The sequence below is a fragment of the Pseudactinotalea sp. Z1739 genome (assembly GCF_049725055.1).
GTDB lineage: Bacteria > Actinomycetota > Actinomycetes > Actinomycetales > Beutenbergiaceae > CALKWS01.
This window is the reverse complement of the sequence record NZ_JBMPQA010000003.1, coordinates 24,506-42,744: the sequence shown is the minus strand read 5'-3', so window position 1 is coordinate 42,744 and position 18,239 is coordinate 24,506. Positions and strand designations below refer to the sequence as shown.

The following is an 18,239-nucleotide window of genomic DNA, read 5'->3' as shown; positions in this document are numbered from 1 at the left end:
GGCCGCTGTCACCAGGCCGCCGATGTGACCGGTCCGGGTCGGATGCGGCAGACTGATGCCATGACCTACACCCTGGTGCTGCTCCGCCACGGCGAGAGCGAGTGGAACGCGAAGAACCTGTTCACCGGTTGGGTGGACGTGCCGCTGTCGGAGCGGGGCGAGGCCGAAGCCGTCCGGGGCGGGGAACTGCTCGTGGAGGCCGGTGTGCTGCCCGAGGTGCTGCACACCTCGCTGCTGCGCCGGGCCATCACCACCGCGAACCTGACCCTGGACGCTGCGGACCGGCACTGGATCCCGGTGCACCGCCACTGGCGCCTGAACGAGCGTCACTACGGCGCGCTGCAGGGCAAGGACAAGAAGCAGATCCGCGAGGAGTTCGGCGAGGACCAGTTCATGACCTGGCGCCGTTCCTACGACGTGCCGCCGCCGGAGATCGAACTCGGCTCGACCTACTCCCAGGACGGAGACCCGCGCTACGCCGGCGAGCCGATTCCGACCACGGAGTGCCTCAAGGACGTCCTCGAGCGCGCGCTGCCGTACTGGAACGACGCCGTGGTGCCGGACCTGAGGGCCGGCAAGGTGGTCCTGGTGGCCGCGCACGGCAACTCCCTGCGGGCGATCATCAAGCACCTGGACGGGGTGGACGACCAGACCATCGCAGGTCTGAACGTGCCCACAGGAATCCCGCTGGTCTACGAACTGGACGAGTCCCTCACGCCGGTCAAGGCCGGCGGCACCTACCTGGACCCGGATGCGGCGAAGGAAGCCATCGCGGCGGTCGCTGCCCAGGGGCGCTGAACCACTCCGCGCTGCCCGGCGGGGCGAGGACCTGCGGCCTCATGGCCGGGCGCCTCAGAGGTTGTTCGGCTCGCCGTCGCCCAGGTCCCCGGTCACCAGGTAGGTGATCCGGCTCGCCACCGAGACCGCGTGGTCACCGAAACGCTCGTAGAAGCGGCCCAGCAGCGTCACGTCCACGGTCTGGCTGACGTTGCCGTCCCAGTCCGGCCCCAGCGTGGACGTGAACGACTGCCGGTGGAGCTCATCGAGGATGTCGTCGTCCTTCTCCACCTGGGCGGCCTTGTCCAGATCGTGGCTCTGCAGGAGTTCGACCAGGTCCACCGCCACCTTCTCCGCGGCCACGGCGAACTCGTCGAACAACGGCTGGATCGACTCCGGTAGCACCTTCTCGGGGTAACGCAGCCGGGCCACCTGGGCCACGTGCCGGGCCAGGTCACCCATGCGCTCGATCGAGGCACTGATCCGGAGACCGGAGACCACCACGCGCAGGTCGGTGGCCACCGGTTGCTGGCGGGCCAGCAGGATGACGCAGCGTTCGTCCAGTTCGCGCTCCAGTTCATCCAGCGCGAGGTCGGCCTCGATGACCTGCTCGGCGAGTTGAAGATCTGCGGTGGCCAGCGCCCGGCTCGCATCCCGGATCGCCGTGGCCACGAGGGTGGCCATGTGGAGCAGATCCTCGCCGATCTGGCTCAGTTCCTGATCGAAGATCGCACGCACGGGACAACTCCTCGGTTCACGGGTGAACACCGCTCGTGTCCACTGCACCTCACTACCCTCTCACGCCGGAGGTGAACGCGACGTGTGCGGGTGATGAACTCCTGACCGTGCGGGCCATCCGGATGCGCCCGGAGCGCCCCACAGGTCATAAGGTGGCCGATGTGGACGGTGTCTGGCTCCTTCTGGCCGCCCTGGTGGGTGTGGCCCTCGGCGTTGGCGCCTTCGGACTGTGGAACTCTCGTAGTAGCTCCGGCGAGGAGCAGGGCGCCGGTGGCGCCCTGCGTAAGGTCGACGACGACGTCGCCAGCGTCCTGTCGGTGCTGCGGTCGGTCTCGGTGGTGCTCGGGCCCGACGACGAGGTCTTGCGCGCCACCCCGCCGGCCTACTCCCTGGGCCTGGTGCGCGGTGGCTCGCTGACCCAGGCCTCCCTCGACGATCTGGTGGCCCGGGCGCGCCGGGACGGGCACGTCCACGACGCCCAGTTGACGCTGCCCCGTTCGAAGGTTCCCGGCTCGGACACCCTGGCCGTGGACGTGCGGGTCGCCCCGTTGCCCGGGGACAGGGTCCTCCTGCTCGCCGACGATCGCACCGCGGAGCGGCGGGTGGAGGAGGTCCGCCGCGACTTCGTGGCGAACGTCTCCCATGAACTCAAGACCCCGGTCGGGGCGATCGCGCTGCTGGCCGAGACCGCAGCCGACGCCGCCGACGACCCCGAGGCGGTGCGGCACTTCGCGTCCCGGATGCAGCGGGAAGCGGTGCGGCTGTCCGCGCTGGTGCAGGAGATCATCGAACTCTCCCGGCTGCAGGCACCGGAGGAGGTGGTCGACTTCCTCCCGGTATCGATCGACGACGTGATCGAGGAGGCGATCGACCGGGCCCGGATGGAAGCCGACGCCCGGGAGATGAGCCTGACCGTGGGCGGTGAGGCCGGTGTCCAGGTGCTTGGCGATCACGGGCTGCTGGTGACCGCGGTGCGCAATCTGCTGGACAACGCGGTGCGGTACTCCCCGTACGGCTCACCTGTTCGCGTGGGGGTGCGCACGGTGGACGGGGTGGTGGAGATCGCGGTGGTGGACCAGGGCGCGGGTATCAAGTCCGAGGACGCCCAGCGGGTCTTCGAGCGGTTCTACCGGATCGACCCGGCCCGCTCCCGCGAGACCGGCGGCACCGGTCTGGGACTGAGTATCGTGAAGCATGTCGCGGCCAATCACGGCGGCGAGGTCACCGTGTGGTCCACCAAGGGGCGCGGGTCGACCTTCACGCTTCGCATCCCTGAGGTGGACCCGGCGGTCGCCGGATCCGGTGATGAAGGAGAAGAGGAATCGTGACGCGCATCCTGGTTGTGGAGGACGAGGAGTCCTACCGTGACTCGCTGGTCTACCAGCTCACCCGGGAAGGGTTCGCAGTGGAGGCGGTCGCCTCCGGCGATGAGGGGCTGAACGCCTTCGACCGGCAGGCAGCCGACCTGGTGCTGCTGGACCTGATGCTGCCGGGCCTGTCCGGCACCGAGGTGTGCCGGGAACTTCGCACCCGCAGCACCGTGCCGGTGATCATGCTCACCGCCAAGGACTCCGAGATCGACAAGGTCGTGGGCCTGGAACTGGGGGCGGACGACTACGTCACCAAGCCCTACTCCTTCCGGGAGCTGCTGGCCCGCATCCGCGCCGTCCTGCGCCGGGGCGGGGAGGCCCAGGATGCCGAGGCCCCCGACGTCCTGAGCGTGGGCCGGGTGGTGATGGACACCGACCGGCACGTGGTCACCGTGGACGGCGCCGAGATCTCGATGCCGCTGCGGGAGTTCGAGCTACTGGAGCTGTTCCTGCGCAACCCCGACCGGGTGCTGACCCGCGGTCAGCTGATCGACCGGGTCTGGGGCGCGGACTACGTCGGCGACACCAAGACCCTGGATGTGCACGTGAAGCGGATCCGGGCCAAGATCGAGCCCGATCCGGTCCGCCCCACCGTGCTGCTGACGGTGCGTGGCCTGGGGTACAAACTCGTCGACGAGACCTGAGGCCCCCGACGAGACCAGGGGCCCGGTCGACGAGCCCAGGAACTCAGGGACCGCCCTCGTTACCCCTCGGGCAGGTAGTCCTGGTAGGGATCGAGCGTCCCGTCCAGCACCGGCACCGGGACGGTGATCGAGCCTGAATTGTCCGTGGAGATCTGTACCTCCAGCGTCGCCCCCGGCGCGACCGGGACCGCGGGCAGCACCACGGACTCGTGCTCGGGGTGCAGCAGCAGTGTGGCCGCCGGGTCCACCGTGACCGTGACCGCTTCGCCCATGTCCTGCACGGACAGGCTCACCTCAGCCTCCTGCTCCCACAGGTTGACCACTCCGCCCACCAGGGTGCCGGCTGAACCCTCTGCTTCCGTGATCACCAGCAGGTTCTCCACCTTGACCTGGCTGCCCAGGTTGGCCCGGGCACCATCGCCGGCGGCGTACTGGTTCATGGTCATCGGTGGCGTGCACGCACCGAGGACGATCATGACCGCAAGGGCCACGGCGATGAGAGGGCGGCGGAGGCGGGCGTGGTGCTCGCTGCGGGCCACGGGCTCACTCCTTCTGGCTGGGACGGCGTGGTGGGACCGAACGTGTGCAACAGATCGGTCGCGGCCCTGTCGTGCCGCGGGTACCAGCCTACTGTGTGCGGCCCAGGGGCAGTCACCGGACCCTCCGAGCGGGACACCGGTGCTCAGGCGGAGGTACGGGCGGGTCCGGCGGGTGGGGACGGACCGGTGTCTGTGCAGTGTCCGCGGCCCGGTTCGGGGAGCCGACCCAGGGACCAATGCCCAGGTCACGGCGTGGTAAACTTGACTTCCGCGAAAGGGGAGTGCCTGCACATGTCCTTCACAGTCGGCGAAACCGTCGTCTACCCGCACCACGGTGCGGCTCTGATCGAAGAAATCTCCAAACGAATCATCCGCGGTGAGGAGAAGCTCTATCTCCGGCTCAAGGTCGCTCAGGGTGATCTGACGATCGAGGTCCCGGCGGACAACGTCGATCTGGTCGGCGTCCGCGACGTGGTGGACGCCGAAGGCCTGGAGGAGGTGTTCGACGTCCTGCGCGCCCCGTACACCGAGGAGCCGACCAACTGGTCGCGGCGGTACAAGGCGAACGTGGAGAAAATCGCCTCCGGAGACGTGATCAAGGTGGCCGAGGTGGTCCGGGACCTGTCCCGACGGGACGCGGACCGCGGACTGTCGGCCGGGGAGAAGCGGATGCTCGCCCGGGCCCGCCAGATCCTGGTCTCCGAGCTCGCGCTTGCGGAGAAGACCGAGGAAGAGCAGGCCGAGGCCCGGCTCGACGAGGTCCTGGCCTCCTGAACCGGCGGCCGACGCCGGAGCCGCCGTTGGCACCGAACGCCGGGGTGGTACTGGTCGCGGCCGGTGCCGGAACCCGGCTCGGCAGTCCGGAACCCAAGGCCCTGGTGATGCTGGGCGGCCGGTCCCTGGTCACCCACGCGGTCAGCCGTCTGCGGGCGACCGGCCTGGTGCGCACCATCGTGGTGACCGCGCCCCGCGGCTACGGGGAGCAGGTCCGCCGGGCCGCGTTGGCGGCCTTTGCCGATCACGACGCGTCGCCGGGGGGCCAAGCGGGCGCCGACCGGGTCGAGGTTGACGTGGTGGAGGGCACCTACCCCTCTCGGCAGGCCTCGGTCGCCGCGGGACTGGAGCGCCTCGGTGCCGGCCACGAGGTGATCCTGGTGCACGACGCCGCCCGCCCGCTCGCGCCGTCGTCGATGATCACCCGGGTGGTCCGGGCCGTCCAGGGCGGCCATGACGCGGTGGTGCCCGGACTGGCGGTGACCGACACGATCAGGATGGTCGATGAGCAGGACACCGCCCGCGCCCGCGGTGTGGTGGAGCGGGGCCGGCTCCGGGCCATGCAGACCCCGCAGGGCTTCCGAGCCGAGGTGCTGCGGCGGGCGCACGCTTCCGGGGCCGCACGCGGGCGTCACGAGTACAGCGCAGCCACCGATGACGCCGCCCTGGTCGAGGCGCTCGCGCTCGAGGTGCACGTGGTGGCCGGGGAGCGCGCGGCGATGAAGATCACCGACCCGCACGATCTGGCCGTGGCCCAGATGTACCTGAACGAGGGCTGGTGAGCCGGTGAGCAGCCCGCGAGTGCCCGTGCCGCGCACCGGTATCGGTGTGGACGTGCACGCCTTCGCCACCGATGGCACGTCCGGGCTGTACCTGGCCGGCATCTACTTCCCCGATGAGATCGCCCTGACCGGGCACTCCGACGGCGATGTGGCCGCCCACGCCGCCGCCGACGCCTTGCTGGTGGCCGCCGGGGTGGGGGACCTGGGTTCGGTGTTCGGCACCAGCGACCCACGCTGGGCCGGGGCCGCCGGCACTGAGATCCTGGGTGAGGCGGCGAGCCGGGTCCGCGCCGCGGGCTTCGTGGTCGGGAACGTGGCGGTGCAGGTGATCGGGAACCGGCCCAGGCTCGCCCCGCACCGCGGCCGTGCCCAGGAGTTGTTGTCCGCGGCCGCCGGTGCACCCGTGACCCTGAGCGCCACCACCACCGACGGGCTGGGCCTGACCGGCCGCGGCGAAGGGCTGGCCGCGATCGCCACCGCGCTGGTGGTGGCCGGCCCCGGTTGAGGGTGCCCGGGAGGGTCCCTGGTTACGCGGCGAGCAGCAGCTGGCAGGTCGGTCAGGGTGTGCCGGTCGGCGGGAGCCCGCCGCCCCTGGCAGGGTGCGGCGCCCGGGAGCGGCCGGCACCGATAAACTCGACTGAATGTCGCTGCATCTGTATGACTCCGCCACCCGCGAGGTGCGCCGCTTCGAGCCCGAGGTCCCGGGCAAGGTGGGCATCTACCTGTGCGGTGCCACCGTGCAGGGCTCCCCGCACATCGGGCACATGCGCTCCGCCGTCGCCTTCGACATCCTCACCCGCTGGTTGCGCCGCAGCGGCTACCAGGTGACGCTGGTGCGCAACGTCACCGACATCGACGACAAGATCCTGTCCAAGTCCGCCGAGGCCGGTGCGCCCTGGTGGGCCTGGGCCTACCGGTACGAGCGCGAGTTCACCCGCGCCTACGACGCGCTCGGGGTCGCTCCGCCCACCTATGAACCCCGGGCCACCGGTCACATCACCGAGATGGTCGAACTCATCGAGTTGCTCATCGAACGTGGCCATGCCTACACCGGGGATCCCGGGAACGTGTACTTCGATGTGCACAGCTTCGGCAGCTACGGGGCGTTGACCCGCCAACTGGTGGAGAACATGACCACCGTGGAGGAGGCCGCCTCGGACAAGCGCAACCCGCACGACTTCGCGCTGTGGAAGGCGCACAAGGAGGGCGAGCCCGCTACCGCGGCCTGGCCCACGCCCTACGGCCGCGGACGGCCCGGGTGGCACCTGGAGTGCTCGGCGATGGCGCGCAAGTACCTGGGCACCTCCTTCGACATCCACGGCGGCGGGATCGACCTGCGTTTTCCGCACCACGAGAACGAGCAGGCCCAGTCCTGGGCCGCCGGCTGGGGCTTCGCCAGGCTGTGGATGCACAACGCCTGGGTCACCACCGGCGGGGAGAAGATGAGCAAGTCGCTGGGCAACTCCCTGCTCACCGAGGTCGTGCTCCAGCGCACCTCCCCGATGGTGCTGCGCTACGCCCTCGGAGCGGTGCACTACCGGTCCGCACTGGAATTCTCCGACTCCACCCTCTCCGATGCCGCCGCCGCCTGGCAGCGCATCACCGGACTGCTGGACCGGGCCGGCGCCGCTGCTTCGGCCCAGGCCGAGCGGATCAGCACCGCCACCGCCCAGGAACTGGACCGGGTGGAGTTGCCCGAGGCCTTCAGCGCAGCCATGGACGAGGATCTGAACGTCTCGGCGGCCCTGGCCGCGGTGCACGAGCACGTGCGCCACGGCAACAGCGCCCTCGCCGCGGGCCGGGAGGCCGGCGAGATCGCCCTGCAGGTGCGCGCCATGCTCGCCGTACTCGGTCTGGACCCGTATGCCGAGCCCTGGCGCGGGGCGGCCGAAACCGGTGACGACGGGACTTCCGCGGTGCTCGACGCGCTCATCTCCCAGGTGCTCACCGCTCGCGCGCGGGCCCGCGCGGACAAGGACTGGCCGCGAGCCGACGAACTGCGCGACCAGCTCCAAGCCGCCGGTGTGGTGGTGGAGGACTCCTCCGGCGGTGCCCGCTGGAGCCTGCGAGGGGATCACTGATGGCCGGTAACTCCAAGCGCCGCGGCGCCGTCCGCAAGACCGGGACCAAGAAGGGCGCCCAGGTCGGATCCGGCGGGCAGGGTCGCAAGTCGCTGCGCGGTAAAGGTCCCACCCCCAAGGCCGAGGACCGCCCTTACCACCCGGCAGCCAAGCGCAAGGCCAGTGCCGAACGCTCCGCGCCACGCAGGTCCCGAGCCGCGGGAGACCGGCCCTATGAGGTGATCGGGGGGCGCAACTCGGTGCTGGAAGCCCTGCGGGCGGACATCCCGGCCTCCACCGGGTACGTGGCCACCGGCGTCGGTGGGGATGAGCGCACCGCCGAGATCCGCCGAATCATCGCCGATCGGGGCATCCCGCTGCTGGAGGTGACCCGGACCGAACTCGACCGTCTCACCGATGGCGGGGTGCACCAGGGGGTCGGGCTGCAGGTGCCCACCTACACCTATGCCGAGCCGGCGGACCTGCTCAGCACCGACGCCCCGGGCGCCCCGTTGATCGTCGCGCTGGACTCGGTCACCGACCCGCGCAACCTCGGAGCCACCCTGCGCAGCGCCGGTGCCTTCGGCGCGCACGGGGTGCTCATCCCGCAGCGGCGCTCGGCCGGCCTGACCGCCTCGGCGTGGAAGGTGTCCGCCGGGGCCGCAGCCCGGGTGCCGGTGGCCCGGGCAACCAACCTGGTGCGTGCCCTGGGTGAGTACAAGAAGGCCGGCTGCTTCGTGGTGGGCCTGGACGGTGAAGCACAGACGCCGGTGGCCGAGTTGCCGGTGGTGCACGAGCCGTTGGTGTTGGTGCTGGGCTCGGAGGGCAAAGGCCTGGGCAGGTTGGTCCGGGAAACCTGCGACGCTCTGGTCTCCATCCCGATCTCGGCCTCGATGGAATCCCTCAACGCCGGCACGGCGATCGGCATCGCGCTGTACGAGGTGGCCCGCCAGCGGGCCGAGGGCTGACCCCAGGCGGGGCCCCGGATCGACGGCGCACCCGCCTGAGCGCAGGACCGGTACAGGTCGGGTAGGTAGGCTCGTGCCATGAGCAGTTCAACAGGGTGGCGGCGGTGCGCCGGGCTGGTCAGCACCGCGACGCCGCACGCCGCACGGGCCGAGGGATTCCTGGACGGTGCCCAGGTGATCGGGCTGATCGAGTCCGACCCGGACGCCCCGTTCTCGGTCGCGGTGGCGGTGGCCGTGGATGAGGAGCGCCGGGTGGCGGTGCTCTCGGCCGGCCGTACTGAGATCGTGCCCGGACCGCACCTGTCGGACCTGGCCGAGGCGCTGGCCACCGAGTGCCAGGCACTGGTGGTCTTCGAGGAGATCGTGGTCGAGGGCGTCGGCGCCAAGACAGAGGACGATGAGGACTTCGACCCGTTCGGCTCCGAGATCGACCTGGCCTCCACCCGGCTGCCCGAACGTGCGGTGGTGGTCACCCGAGCCTCCACGCGAGACCTGCACGATCTGGCCACCAAGGCCAACACGGTGCTGTGGGTGCTGGAGTCGGGCGAGTACCAGGTGGTCTTCGTTCCGGACGGCCCGGCGCTGACCTCGCTACAGTGGCGCGATGAGCACCTGCCGGTGGTGGTGCTGGAGAAGGGGTCCTCGTTCCCCTCGATCAGCGTGCTGTCCGAACCCGGCGAAGCGCACCTGCACTCCTGGGACGCCACCGTCACGGTGGTGCCCACCGAGGCCGCCGAGGTGGTGCAGCCGTTCGTGCGCGACAAACTCGGCCCCGATGCGCTGGTGCGGAGCCTGCGCGCTGCCGTGCCGGAGGCCGATACCGACGCGCTCACCGAGGCGCTCGTGGCCGACGGTGCGCGGGGCCTGCTGGGCATCGTCCCCAGCCTGGGGCTGCCGGAGGTGGTGACGCGGTTCCTGCACGACCAGATCCCGGCGGCCGAGGTGCCCGGCGCGGTGGAACTGGATCCGATGACGGTGGCAGATGCGGTGCGCCGCGCCATGGACGAGGCAGCGGACGAGGCCAGGGCGCACGTGGAGCACATGCGCGAGGTGGCCGACGACGCCCGCGAGCAGGCCCGGGAACAGGCCCGGGCGAACGTGGAGCAGATGCGTCGCCACGCCACCGAGGCCTCCGAGGCCGCCTACCGGATCGCCGACCCCGACGAGCACCCCACCCTGGCCTGGACCACCCCGGTAGCCGGGTTGGTGCAACTGGCCGGTGCGCTGTTCGCGTTGCGCACGGCCCTGAGCCGCAACGACGCCGGAGCCCCTGGGGGTAAGTGGTGGGGTCTGTTGGCCGGTGTGCTGGGCACCGCCGCTGCGGCGAACCTTGGCTTGGCTGCGCTGCCGTGGCTGAGGCGGTGGCGCACCCGCGCCTGAGGACCCGCCCGCCCTAGAGGCGCACCTGCGGATCACCAGCGGCAGCCGCAGAAGCCCACGGCCACCGGCCCGGCGCTACTGGCGCACGTGGTCGAACAGTTCCGAGGAGATGTAGCGCTCGCCGGTGTCGGGCAGAATCGCCACGATCGTGCGCCCGGCGTACTCCTCGCGCCGGGCCAGTTGCAGCGCGGCGTGCAGGGCGGCGCCGGAGGAGACGCCCACGATCAGGCCCTCGGTGCGAAACGCGGAGCGGGCCACCTCGATCGCCTCATCCTGGGGGACCTGCAGCACGCCGTCGAGCAAGTCCAGGTCGGTCACGGGCGGGACGCCGTTGCCGCCGGTGATGCCCTGGATCTTGTGCGGATGCCACTCCTGGCCGTTCAGCACCGCCGCCTCGGCCGGTTCCACCCCGAACAACTGCACCCGCGGGTTCTTCGTGCGCAGGTACCGCCCGGCCCCGCTGATCGTCCCACCGGTCCCGGTGGTGGCCACCAGCACGTCCACCTGCCCGTCGGTGTCGGCCCAGATCTCCGGCCCGGTGGTGGTCTCATGCACGTGCGGGTTCGCCGGGTTCCCGCCCTGCCCGGACAGGAACAGGTCCGGATCGGCCTCCACCATGGCGTTCGCGTGCTGGTTGGCCCCGGCCATCCCCTCGGTGCCGGGGGTGAAGATCACCTCAGCACCCAGCGCCCGAAGCACCGCCGCACGTTCGGAGGACACGTCGTCGGGCATCACGATGACCACCCGGTAGCCGAGCACGGCGCCGATCCAGGCGAAGGCGATCCCGGTGTTGCCGCTGGTGGCCTCCAGGATCGTGCCGCCCGGGCGGAGCCGCCCATCGGCCTCCGCGGCGCGCACGATCGCCAGCGCGGTGCGATCCTTGACGCTGAAGCCGGGGTTCTGGGACTCCAGCTTGACCAGGACCCGGGCGTGCAGGTGCTCGGCGCTCAGGGCGCCCACCCGCACCAGCGGGGTGTGTCCGACCAGTTCGGTCAGGTCGGCGTAGATGCGTGCCATCGATGCTCCAAGAAGAGGTGTCAGGGTGCCTGCGGAGCGTACGGTACCGGCGGGCCCGGAAGGGCCGACGACGGCGCCCCGTCCGGATCCTGGGCGGCGCCGGTGTGCCGGGTCGGTCCGCGGCCGGTCTGCGGTGTCACTCGTCGCTGACGCGGGCGATGGTGTCGGTGGGCGGTCCGCCGAGCACCGCGTCCTCATCGGGACGGTGGCGCAGCACGCTCTCGATGTAGGAGGTGACCACCTCCGGCAGCGGCACGTCCCGCCCGCGCTCCTGGGCCATGAACCAGCGGTGTTCGAGCATCTCGTGGAAGATCTCGGCCGGCTCCAGCTTCCGGCTGAGATCTCGGGGCACCGCCCGCACGGTCGGCTCGAACACCTCGGTGAGCCAGTCGTGGGCCACGTACTCCTCGTCGTCGCCGAGCCGGTCGGTGGCCGCCCGGTAGGTGTCCATGTCGTTGAGCAACCGGCGGGCCTGGTTCTCCTGCACGTCCAGACCGGTCAGGCGCATCAGACGCCGGTGGTGGTGGCCGGCGTCGACCACCTTGGGCTGGATCTGTACCGAGGTGCCGTCGATGTCGGTGGTGATCTGCAGTTCGCCCACGTCGTAACCCAGGGCGTTCAGCCGCCGGATCCGGTCCGCGACCCGCCAGCGATCGGCGGTGCCGAACTCTTCGAGGTCGGTCAGCGTCGACCACAGGTCCTGGTAGCGCTCCACGAGCATCTCGCCGATGGCGACGGTGTCCACCTCCTCCATCAGCAGGTCCCCGGCGTCCAGGTCCATCAGTTCCCCGATGATGTTCACCCGGGCGATCTCCAGGTCGTACTCACGCTGGCCGCGGGTGAGTTCGCCGTGCAGCTCCCCCGTCTCGGCGTCGACGAGGTAGGCGGCGAACTCTCCCGCGTCGCGCCGGAACAGGGTGTTGGACAGGGACACGTCACCCCAGTAGAAGCCGGTCAGGTGCAGCCGCACCAGCAGCACGGCCAGGGCGTCGATGAGCCGGGTGGCCGTCTCGGGGGCCAGGTGCCGGCTGAACAGGGCGCGGTAGGGCAGGGAGAACCGCAGGTGCTCGGTGACCAGGGCGGAGTTCAGTGCCTCGCCATCGGGACTGCGCCGGCCGGTGATCACCCCGACCGGGCGCACCGAGGGCACGTCGAGCCGGTTCAGGTCCCGCAGCAACTGGTACTCGCGGTAGGCGACCGATTCCCCGATCTCCTTGATCGCGATGACGCGGCCGGACAGGCGCACGAACCGCACGATGTGCCGGGAGATACCGCGGGGCAGCGCCGCGATCGTCTCGGCCGGCCAGTCCTCCAGCGGCACGTGCCAGGGCAGGTCCAGCAGGGCTGGGTCCGGTGCGGCCGCGGTGATCTGCAACGAGGTGGGCATGCAGATGATTCTGACAGCCCCACGCGGTGGCCGGGAAACTCAAGGGGTGGAGCCGGCGCTGGCGGCACTGCGGGCACTGGCGGCACATGCGGAACGGGGCGGGATCCCGGTTGGATCCCGCCCCGTTCCTGCGCATGTCTCAGTGCGCGTTCACCGGTCTGATCAGTTCGGCAGACGCTCACCGGTCGCGGAGGAGAACACGTGCGACTCACCCTCGCGGATCCGGACGTAGATCCGGTCGCCCTTCATCGGGACCTTGCGCGGGTCGGTGCGCACGATGACCTGCGCCTCACCGGCACCGGAGGTGACGTGCTCGGCCACCTCCTTGTCGCCCAGTTGGCCGTAGACGAAGGCGTCGGAACCGAGTTCCTCCACCACGTTCACGTCGACCGGGAAGGCGCCCTCGTCGCCCTCGGTGGTCAGGTCCAGCGACTCGGGACGGAAGCCGAGGGTGATCTCGTTCTTGTCGGCCTCGGTGAGGGCATCCTGCGTGGTGCGGGCCAGCGGGATGTGGGTGTTACCCAGGTGGGCCTTGCCCTCGGAGACACCGAAGGAGCCCAGGTTCATCGCCGGGGAGCCGATGAAGCCGGCCACGAACACGTTCGCCGGGGTGTCGTACATCTCCCGGGGGGTGCCCACCTGCTGGAGCACGCCGTGGTCGAGCACCGCGATGCGGTCACCCATGGTCAGCGCCTCGGTCTGGTCGTGGGTCACGTACACGGTGGTGACCCCCAGGCGGCGCTGCAGCGAAGCGATCTGGGTGCGGGTGGACACACGCAGTTTGGCATCCAGGTTGGACAGCGGTTCATCCATGAGGAACACCTGCGGGTTACGCACGATCGCGCGGCCCATCGCCACACGCTGACGCTGACCACCGGAGAGGGCCTTCGGCTTACGGTCCAGGTACTCGCTCAGGTCCAGGATCTTGGCGGCGTTCTCCACCCGCTCACGGATCTCGGACTTGGGGTTACCGGCGATCTTCAGGGCGAAGCCCATGTTGTCGGCCACCGACATGTGCGGGTACAGCGCGTAGTTCTGGAACACCATCGCGATGTCCCGGTCCTTGGGCTGCACGTCGGTGACGTCGCGGTCACCGATCAGGATGCGGCCGGAGTTGACGTCCTCCAGGCCGGCGAGCATCCGCAGCGAGGTGGACTTACCGCAACCCGAGGGGCCTACGAGGACCAGGAACTCGCCGTCGGCGATCTCCAGGTTGAGTGCGTCCACAGCGGGACGCTCAGTGCCCGGGTAGGTCCGGGTCGCGTGGTCGAAAGTGACCGTTGCCATGATGATTCCCTCCACCGGCAGGTACGTGCCGGACGATCCGTTGTGAAGAGTGTCAGAGTGTCTCCGCTGACACAGCCGGTGAGGAACACCGGCCGAGAGTCATTGTGCCACACGTCACGTTCTTCGCCGCGTGAGGCATCTCACTGCTCGCGCAGGTCCGCCAGTGCGTGCAGGAGTTCGGCCATGGCCTCCTCATCGGCCACCCGCACGGTGGCCACGGACTCGGCGGTGCCCACTTTCACGCCCAGGTCGCCCTCGCCCAGTACGGCCAGGGCCGTCTCATCGGTGACGTCGTCGCCGGCGAACAGGACGGCAACGCCCGCGCCGTCGCGTTCGGTGCGCAACCGGTGGCGCAGAGTGGCCACCGCCTCTCCCTTGGTGGCCTGCACCACCGGGATCTCCACCACCTGGTTGCCCGGCTGGGTGTAGGTGCCCGGCCAACTGCCCGGCCCGGCCAGTGCGAACGCCAGCGCCCGCTGGGCCGCCTCGGCGTCGGCCACGGGACGGGTGTGCAGCGCGGCGGAGGCGGGTTTGTGCTCCACCCAGGCGCCGTCGAACTCCGGTTCGGCGGCGATGCGCTCCAGGGCGTCGGTGACCCTGGTCAGCAATTCGCGCGCCCCGGGCTCCAGATCGAACGGCATCATCTGCACGGTGCCGTCGGGTTCGACCTGCCCGGTCTGGGCGCCGTGGCTGCCGACCAGCCAGGTGCCCGCCGGTGGCGTGGCCAACTCGGCCAGGTCTGCTGCCGGCCGGCCGGAGACCAGGGCGAGTTGGACGGCGTCGGCCCCGGACAGGCGCACCAGCGCTTCGGCGGCCCGCGGGATCGGCCGGGACCGGTTGGGGTCGGGGACCAGCGGTGCCAGCACGCCGTCGAAGTCCAGGGCCACCAGGAGGTGCTCGGCCCGGACGAAGGTGGCCAGGTGCTCGGCCAGTTCGGCGGGTGGGGTGGGTGCCGCCGCCGGCGCAGGGGAATCGCTGCCCGCGCCCGGGGTGTGTGGGGACGTCATCAGCGCTCCTGGGTGAGGGCCTGGAGTGTGGACAGGAACGCCTGCGCCCACTGGCGCACGTCGTTGTCCATCACCCGCCTGCGCAGGGCGCGCATCCGTCGTCGTCGGTCCCGCTCGGGCATGTCGATGGCGCGCATGATCGCGGCCTTGGTGCCCTCGATGTCGTGCGGGTTGATCAGCAGCGCCTGCGGCAGGTCGGCGGCCGCACCGGCGAACTCGCTGAGCACCAGCACTCCACCCAGGTCGTGGCGGGCGGCGGCGTACTCCTTGGCCACCAGGTTCATCCCGTCCCGCAGGGACGTCACCAGCATCACGTCGGCGGCCAGGTACAGCGCCGCCATCTCCTCCATCGGGTAGGAGTGGTGCATGTAGTAGATCGCGGCGCCCGCGAGGGAGCCGTGCTGGCCGTTGATATGCCCCACGGATTCCTCGATCTGGTGGCGCAGTGCCTGGTACTGCTCCACCCGCTCCCGGCTGGGACTGGCCACCTGCACCAGCGCCGTGCCGGGGGCGGTGATCTTGCCTTCGTCCAACAACTCCCCGAAGGCCTTGAACCGGTGCCGGATCCCCTTGGTGTAGTCCAGGCGGTCCACGCCGAGCAGCACCGTCCTCGGATCGCCCAGTTCCCTGCGGATCTGGGCGGCGCGCTCCAGTACCGGCTCACTGCGCGCCACCTCGTCGAAGTGGGCGGCATCGATGGAGATCGGGAACGCGGCGGCGCGGACCTGTCGGCGCCCGGTGTTATGGGCGTCGTCGGCGTCATCGGCCTGGGTGCCCGGGTCGATGGCGATCTCGTTGCCCCGGGTGCTGTGGGTGGTGAAGCGGCGCACCGCGCGCAGGAAGTTCGCGGCGTCCCCACTGCGCTGGAAGCCCACCAAGTCCGCCCCGAGCAGGCCCTCGATCACCGCCGACCGCCACGGCAGTTGGCCGAACAGTTCCACCGGTGGGAAGGGGATGTGGTTGAAGAAGCCGATGCGCAGGTCCGGTCGCATCCGGCGCAGCATCGCCGGGACCAGTTGCAGCTGGTAATCCTGTACCCACACCTCGGCACCCTCGTCGGCGGCGTCGGCAGCCTCGGTGGCGAAGCGTTCGTTGACTTTGCGATAGGTGTTCCACCAGTGCCGGTGGTACTCCGGGGGCACGATCACGTCGTGGTACAGCGGCCACAGGGTGGCGTTGGAGAAGCCTTCGTAGTAGTCGGTGACCTCCTGCTGCGTCAGCGGCACCGGCCGCAGGTGGATGCCATCGGCCTCGAACGGGTCCAGGTCCTCCTCGGTACGGCCCGGCCAGCCCACCCAGGCGCCGTCACCGGAGCGCATCAGTGGCGCTAAGGCCGTCACCAGCCCGCCGGGGGAGCGGGTCCACTGCACGGTCCCGTCCTGGTCGACGGTGGCATCGACCGGGAGCCGGTTGGCCACCACCACGAAGTCGTGGCCCCGACCGGTTGAACCTGCTGACCTGTTCTTCGCCATGCCACTCCATCGAGTTTCACTTGTTCGAGATGCCCAGTACCGGCCCCCGCTCAGCCTATCCAGGTGCCGATCGGGGTGCACGCGGCCCTCAGTGCCGGTTGCCGGTCATCGCGAACACGGCGTACCGGGCCGGGCGCCCGACGGCCGCGGTATTCGGTGCGGGACGGGGCGCCGGACACCGTCCGATCGGGTTGCTGCGGGTACCTTGAGGCGTATGTCGTCGAGCCCTGATACCACGCAGCCGGTGCCCAAGGAGGTGGGCGGTTACCGGCTGCGCAGCGTCCTCGGCTCGGGCGGGATGGGCACCGTGTATGAGGCGCTGGACGGGGACAACCGGGTGGTGGCGCTGAAACTGCTGCATCCGGGCATCAGCGCGGACCCGGCCGCCAGGGCGCGGCTGCGCCGTGAGATCGCCACCCTGCACCGGGTCCGCGGCCCGCACGTGGCGCGGGTGCTGGACGCCGAGTCCGACTCCGCCGAGGCCTTCATCGTCACCGAGTTGGTCGAGGGGCAGTCCCTGGACGACTCGGTGCGTGAGCACGGTCCGCTCGATGAGGTCGAGGTGGCCGATCTGGCTGACGGATTGGCCGATGCCCTGGCCGCCATCCATGGTGCCGGGGTGGTACACCGGGACCTCAAACCCGGCAACGTGATGCTCACCGACGCCGGACCTGTGGTGATCGACTTCGGTATCTCCCAGTTGGCCGATGATTCGCGCCTGACCCAGACCGGACTGGTGACCGGCACCCCGGGGTATGTGGACCCCGCCGTGATGCGCGGGTCCGCCCCGGGCATCACCGGGGACTGGTGGGGCTGGGCCGCGATCCTGCTGTTCGCCTTCACCGGCCGTGCCCCGTTCGGCAAGGGGCCGCTGGCCGCGGTGCTGGGCAGAGTGGAGACCGGGCGTCCGGACCTGGACGGTGTACCCGAGCCGCTGGCGCCGGTGCTACGGGCCGCGTTGCACCCCGATCCGCAGCACCGCCTCGACCCCCGGCAGGTACGCAAGGCGCTGGGGGAGTTCGCACTCGGCCACACCCCCACCGTGGTGATCGCCGAGACCCCCACGGTGGCTGCGCCGCAACGACCCCCGGCGCCGCCGGCCTTTCCTCCGCATCGCCGGAGTGCCTGGCCGGCCGGCGCTGCGGGTGCCGGCGGCGCGGGTGCGGGCGCCGCGGGTGCGGGCGCCGCTGGGGTGCAGGGCCCAGCGCCGGCCGCGGGGTATCCCCCCCAGAGCCAGGCACAGCCACCGGCTCAGCACGCGCCCGGGGAGCAGCAATGGCAGCAGGCACCGGTCACACCGGCACCCGCCCGCCGGCCGGTGCAACCGGTGCACCCCGCCCCTGCCGGGCCGGAGGGCTGGCAGCACCCGCAGGAGCAGGCACCGGCGCCGATGCCGGCCTGGGCGCGACGCCCGCGGACCCGCCCGGCGGTGCTGGGGGCCTGGTTCCTGGCGGTCGTGGGTCTGGGCGCGCTCCGGCCCGCCTGGACCCTGATCGGCCTGGCGGTGGTGATGGCCCTGACCGGGGCGATCGGGGTCGGCGCCGAAGCGCTGCGGGAACGGCGGCTGCACTACGGGCGGCGTCGCTCCGATTCCGCCCGGGTGATCGCCGGTAGCCCCTGGTACCTGCTCTCCGGGACTCTGCTGACGGTCCCGGGCCTGATGGTCGGTGCCCTGGCGGCGGTGGTGATCTGGGGATTGGGCGCCTCCCGGCTCCCGCACACCGGTGTGGTGGCCCTGGCGATGGCTGCGCTCACCCTGCTGCTGTGGTGGATCCCCTCGAGCACGAGTGCCCGCACCGGTGCCCGGCACGTGCTGGCGGTGCTGGCGCCCTCGGCGCGCGTGGCCCGGATCTGGGCCGGGGCCGGCGTCCTGGTGGGATTGGTGATGTTGCTGGCGGTGGCGGGCTTCGGGGCCGAGGTCGTCTGGGACCCGGCACCGGCGCCCGCGGTGCCCACCTTCTGAGTATCCACGTTCCGAATACCCGCACGCTGACCTGCCCGCCGTCACCAGCACGGTGAGCGCCGCGGCCGGTGCCG

At 70.9% G+C, this 18,239-nt stretch carries 17 protein-coding genes; 10 read left to right on the top strand and 7 right to left on the bottom strand.

Annotated features, from left to right (window positions below; translation table 11 throughout):
- Positions 1-60 precede the first annotated feature (60 nt).
- A complete protein-coding gene (locus ACO0LV_RS04585; RefSeq protein WP_424786697.1) occupies positions 61-798 on the top strand; it encodes a phosphoglyceromutase in 738 nt (245 codons plus the stop codon).
- Positions 799-852: 54 nt separating this feature from the next.
- On the opposite strand, the gene phoU is transcribed toward ACO0LV_RS04585, so the two are convergent.
- Entirely contained in the window at positions 853-1,515 is a 663-nt protein-coding gene (gene phoU / locus ACO0LV_RS04580; protein ID WP_424786696.1) for a phosphate signaling complex protein PhoU, read from the bottom strand.
- Between the two features lie 71 nt (positions 1,516-1,586).
- Here phoU and ACO0LV_RS04575 point away from each other — a divergent pair, with 71 nt between their 5' ends.
- Entirely contained in the window at positions 1,587-2,843 is a 1,257-nt protein-coding gene (locus tag ACO0LV_RS04575) for a sensor histidine kinase (protein ID WP_424786695.1), read from the top strand.
- Positions 2,840-3,529 carry a response regulator gene (locus tag ACO0LV_RS04570; protein ID WP_424786694.1) on the top strand — a complete coding sequence of 230 codons (690 nt, stop codon included), beginning with the start codon at positions 2,840-2,842 and terminating at the stop codon, positions 3,527-3,529. Before ACO0LV_RS04575 ends, ACO0LV_RS04570 begins: the two co-directional genes overlap by 4 nt.
- A gap of 59 nt (positions 3,530-3,588) precedes the next feature.
- Here ACO0LV_RS04570 and ACO0LV_RS04565 read toward each other — a convergent pair whose 3' ends face one another.
- Positions 3,589-4,068: a hypothetical protein gene (locus tag ACO0LV_RS04565; protein ID WP_424786693.1), complete on the bottom strand. Its 480-nt coding sequence runs from the start codon at positions 4,066-4,068 to the stop codon at positions 3,589-3,591.
- A 291-nt stretch (positions 4,069-4,359) separates the two neighbouring features.
- On the opposite strand from ACO0LV_RS04565, the gene ACO0LV_RS04560 reads away from it, so the two are divergent.
- The 6 genes from ACO0LV_RS04560 to ACO0LV_RS04535 all read left to right on the top strand — a co-directional run bounded on the left by ACO0LV_RS04560 (position 4,360) and on the right by ACO0LV_RS04535 (position 10,032).
- Positions 4,360-4,842 (top strand): CarD family transcriptional regulator, encoded by a 483-nt coding sequence (locus ACO0LV_RS04560; RefSeq protein WP_424786692.1) that lies wholly within the window; start codon positions 4,360-4,362, stop codon positions 4,840-4,842.
- Between the two features lie 26 nt (positions 4,843-4,868).
- Positions 4,869-5,624 (top strand): IspD/TarI family cytidylyltransferase, encoded by a 756-nt coding sequence (locus ACO0LV_RS04555; RefSeq protein WP_424786691.1) that lies wholly within the window; start codon positions 4,869-4,871, stop codon positions 5,622-5,624.
- Positions 5,625-5,628: 4 nt separating this feature from the next.
- On the top strand, positions 5,629-6,129 hold the full coding sequence (gene ispF / locus ACO0LV_RS04550) for a 2-C-methyl-D-erythritol 2,4-cyclodiphosphate synthase (protein WP_424786690.1): 501 nt from the start codon (positions 5,629-5,631) through the stop codon (positions 6,127-6,129).
- Positions 6,130-6,265: 136 nt separating this feature from the next.
- On the top strand, positions 6,266-7,705 hold the full coding sequence (gene cysS / locus ACO0LV_RS04545) for a cysteine--tRNA ligase (protein WP_424786689.1): 1,440 nt from the start codon (positions 6,266-6,268) through the stop codon (positions 7,703-7,705).
- A complete protein-coding gene (gene rlmB / locus ACO0LV_RS04540; protein WP_424786688.1) occupies positions 7,705-8,652 on the top strand; it encodes a 23S rRNA (guanosine(2251)-2'-O)-methyltransferase RlmB in 948 nt (315 codons plus the stop codon). The genes cysS and rlmB overlap by 1 nt, the downstream gene beginning before the upstream one ends.
- Positions 8,653-8,730: 78 nt before the next feature.
- Positions 8,731-10,032 (top strand): hypothetical protein, encoded by a 1,302-nt coding sequence (locus ACO0LV_RS04535; RefSeq protein WP_424786687.1) that lies wholly within the window; start codon positions 8,731-8,733, stop codon positions 10,030-10,032.
- 75 nt (positions 10,033-10,107) lie between these two features.
- On the opposite strand, the gene cysK is transcribed toward ACO0LV_RS04535, so the two are convergent.
- The 5 genes from cysK to ACO0LV_RS04510 form a co-directional block, all read right to left on the bottom strand.
- Positions 10,108-11,049, bottom strand: a complete 942-nt coding sequence (cysK, locus tag ACO0LV_RS04530; protein WP_424786686.1) for a cysteine synthase A — start codon at positions 11,047-11,049, stop codon at positions 10,108-10,110.
- A 136-nt stretch (positions 11,050-11,185) separates the two neighbouring features.
- The gene (locus ACO0LV_RS04525; protein ID WP_424786685.1) at positions 11,186-12,436 is read right to left on the bottom strand and encodes a DUF4032 domain-containing protein; all 1,251 of its coding nucleotides are present in this window, start codon (positions 12,434-12,436) and stop codon (positions 11,186-11,188) included.
- Positions 12,437-12,598: 162 nt separating this feature from the next.
- Positions 12,599-13,723: an ABC transporter ATP-binding protein gene (locus ACO0LV_RS04520; protein ID WP_424786684.1), complete on the bottom strand. Its 1,125-nt coding sequence runs from the start codon at positions 13,721-13,723 to the stop codon at positions 12,599-12,601.
- A gap of 140 nt (positions 13,724-13,863) precedes the next feature.
- Complete coding sequence (gene otsB / locus ACO0LV_RS04515; protein ID WP_424786683.1) at positions 13,864-14,730, bottom strand: trehalose-phosphatase; 867 nt, start codon at positions 14,728-14,730, stop codon at positions 13,864-13,866.
- Positions 14,730-16,202, bottom strand: a complete 1,473-nt coding sequence (locus ACO0LV_RS04510) for an alpha,alpha-trehalose-phosphate synthase (UDP-forming) (protein ID WP_424786682.1) — start codon at positions 16,200-16,202, stop codon at positions 14,730-14,732. The genes otsB and ACO0LV_RS04510 overlap by 1 nt, the downstream gene beginning before the upstream one ends.
- A 214-nt stretch (positions 16,203-16,416) precedes the next feature.
- Here ACO0LV_RS04510 and ACO0LV_RS04505 point away from each other — a divergent pair, with 214 nt between their 5' ends.
- Positions 16,417-18,165 carry a protein kinase domain-containing protein gene (locus ACO0LV_RS04505; RefSeq protein WP_424786681.1) on the top strand — a complete coding sequence of 583 codons (1,749 nt, stop codon included), beginning with the start codon at positions 16,417-16,419 and terminating at the stop codon, positions 18,163-18,165.
- Positions 18,166-18,239: the final 74 nt, after the last annotated feature.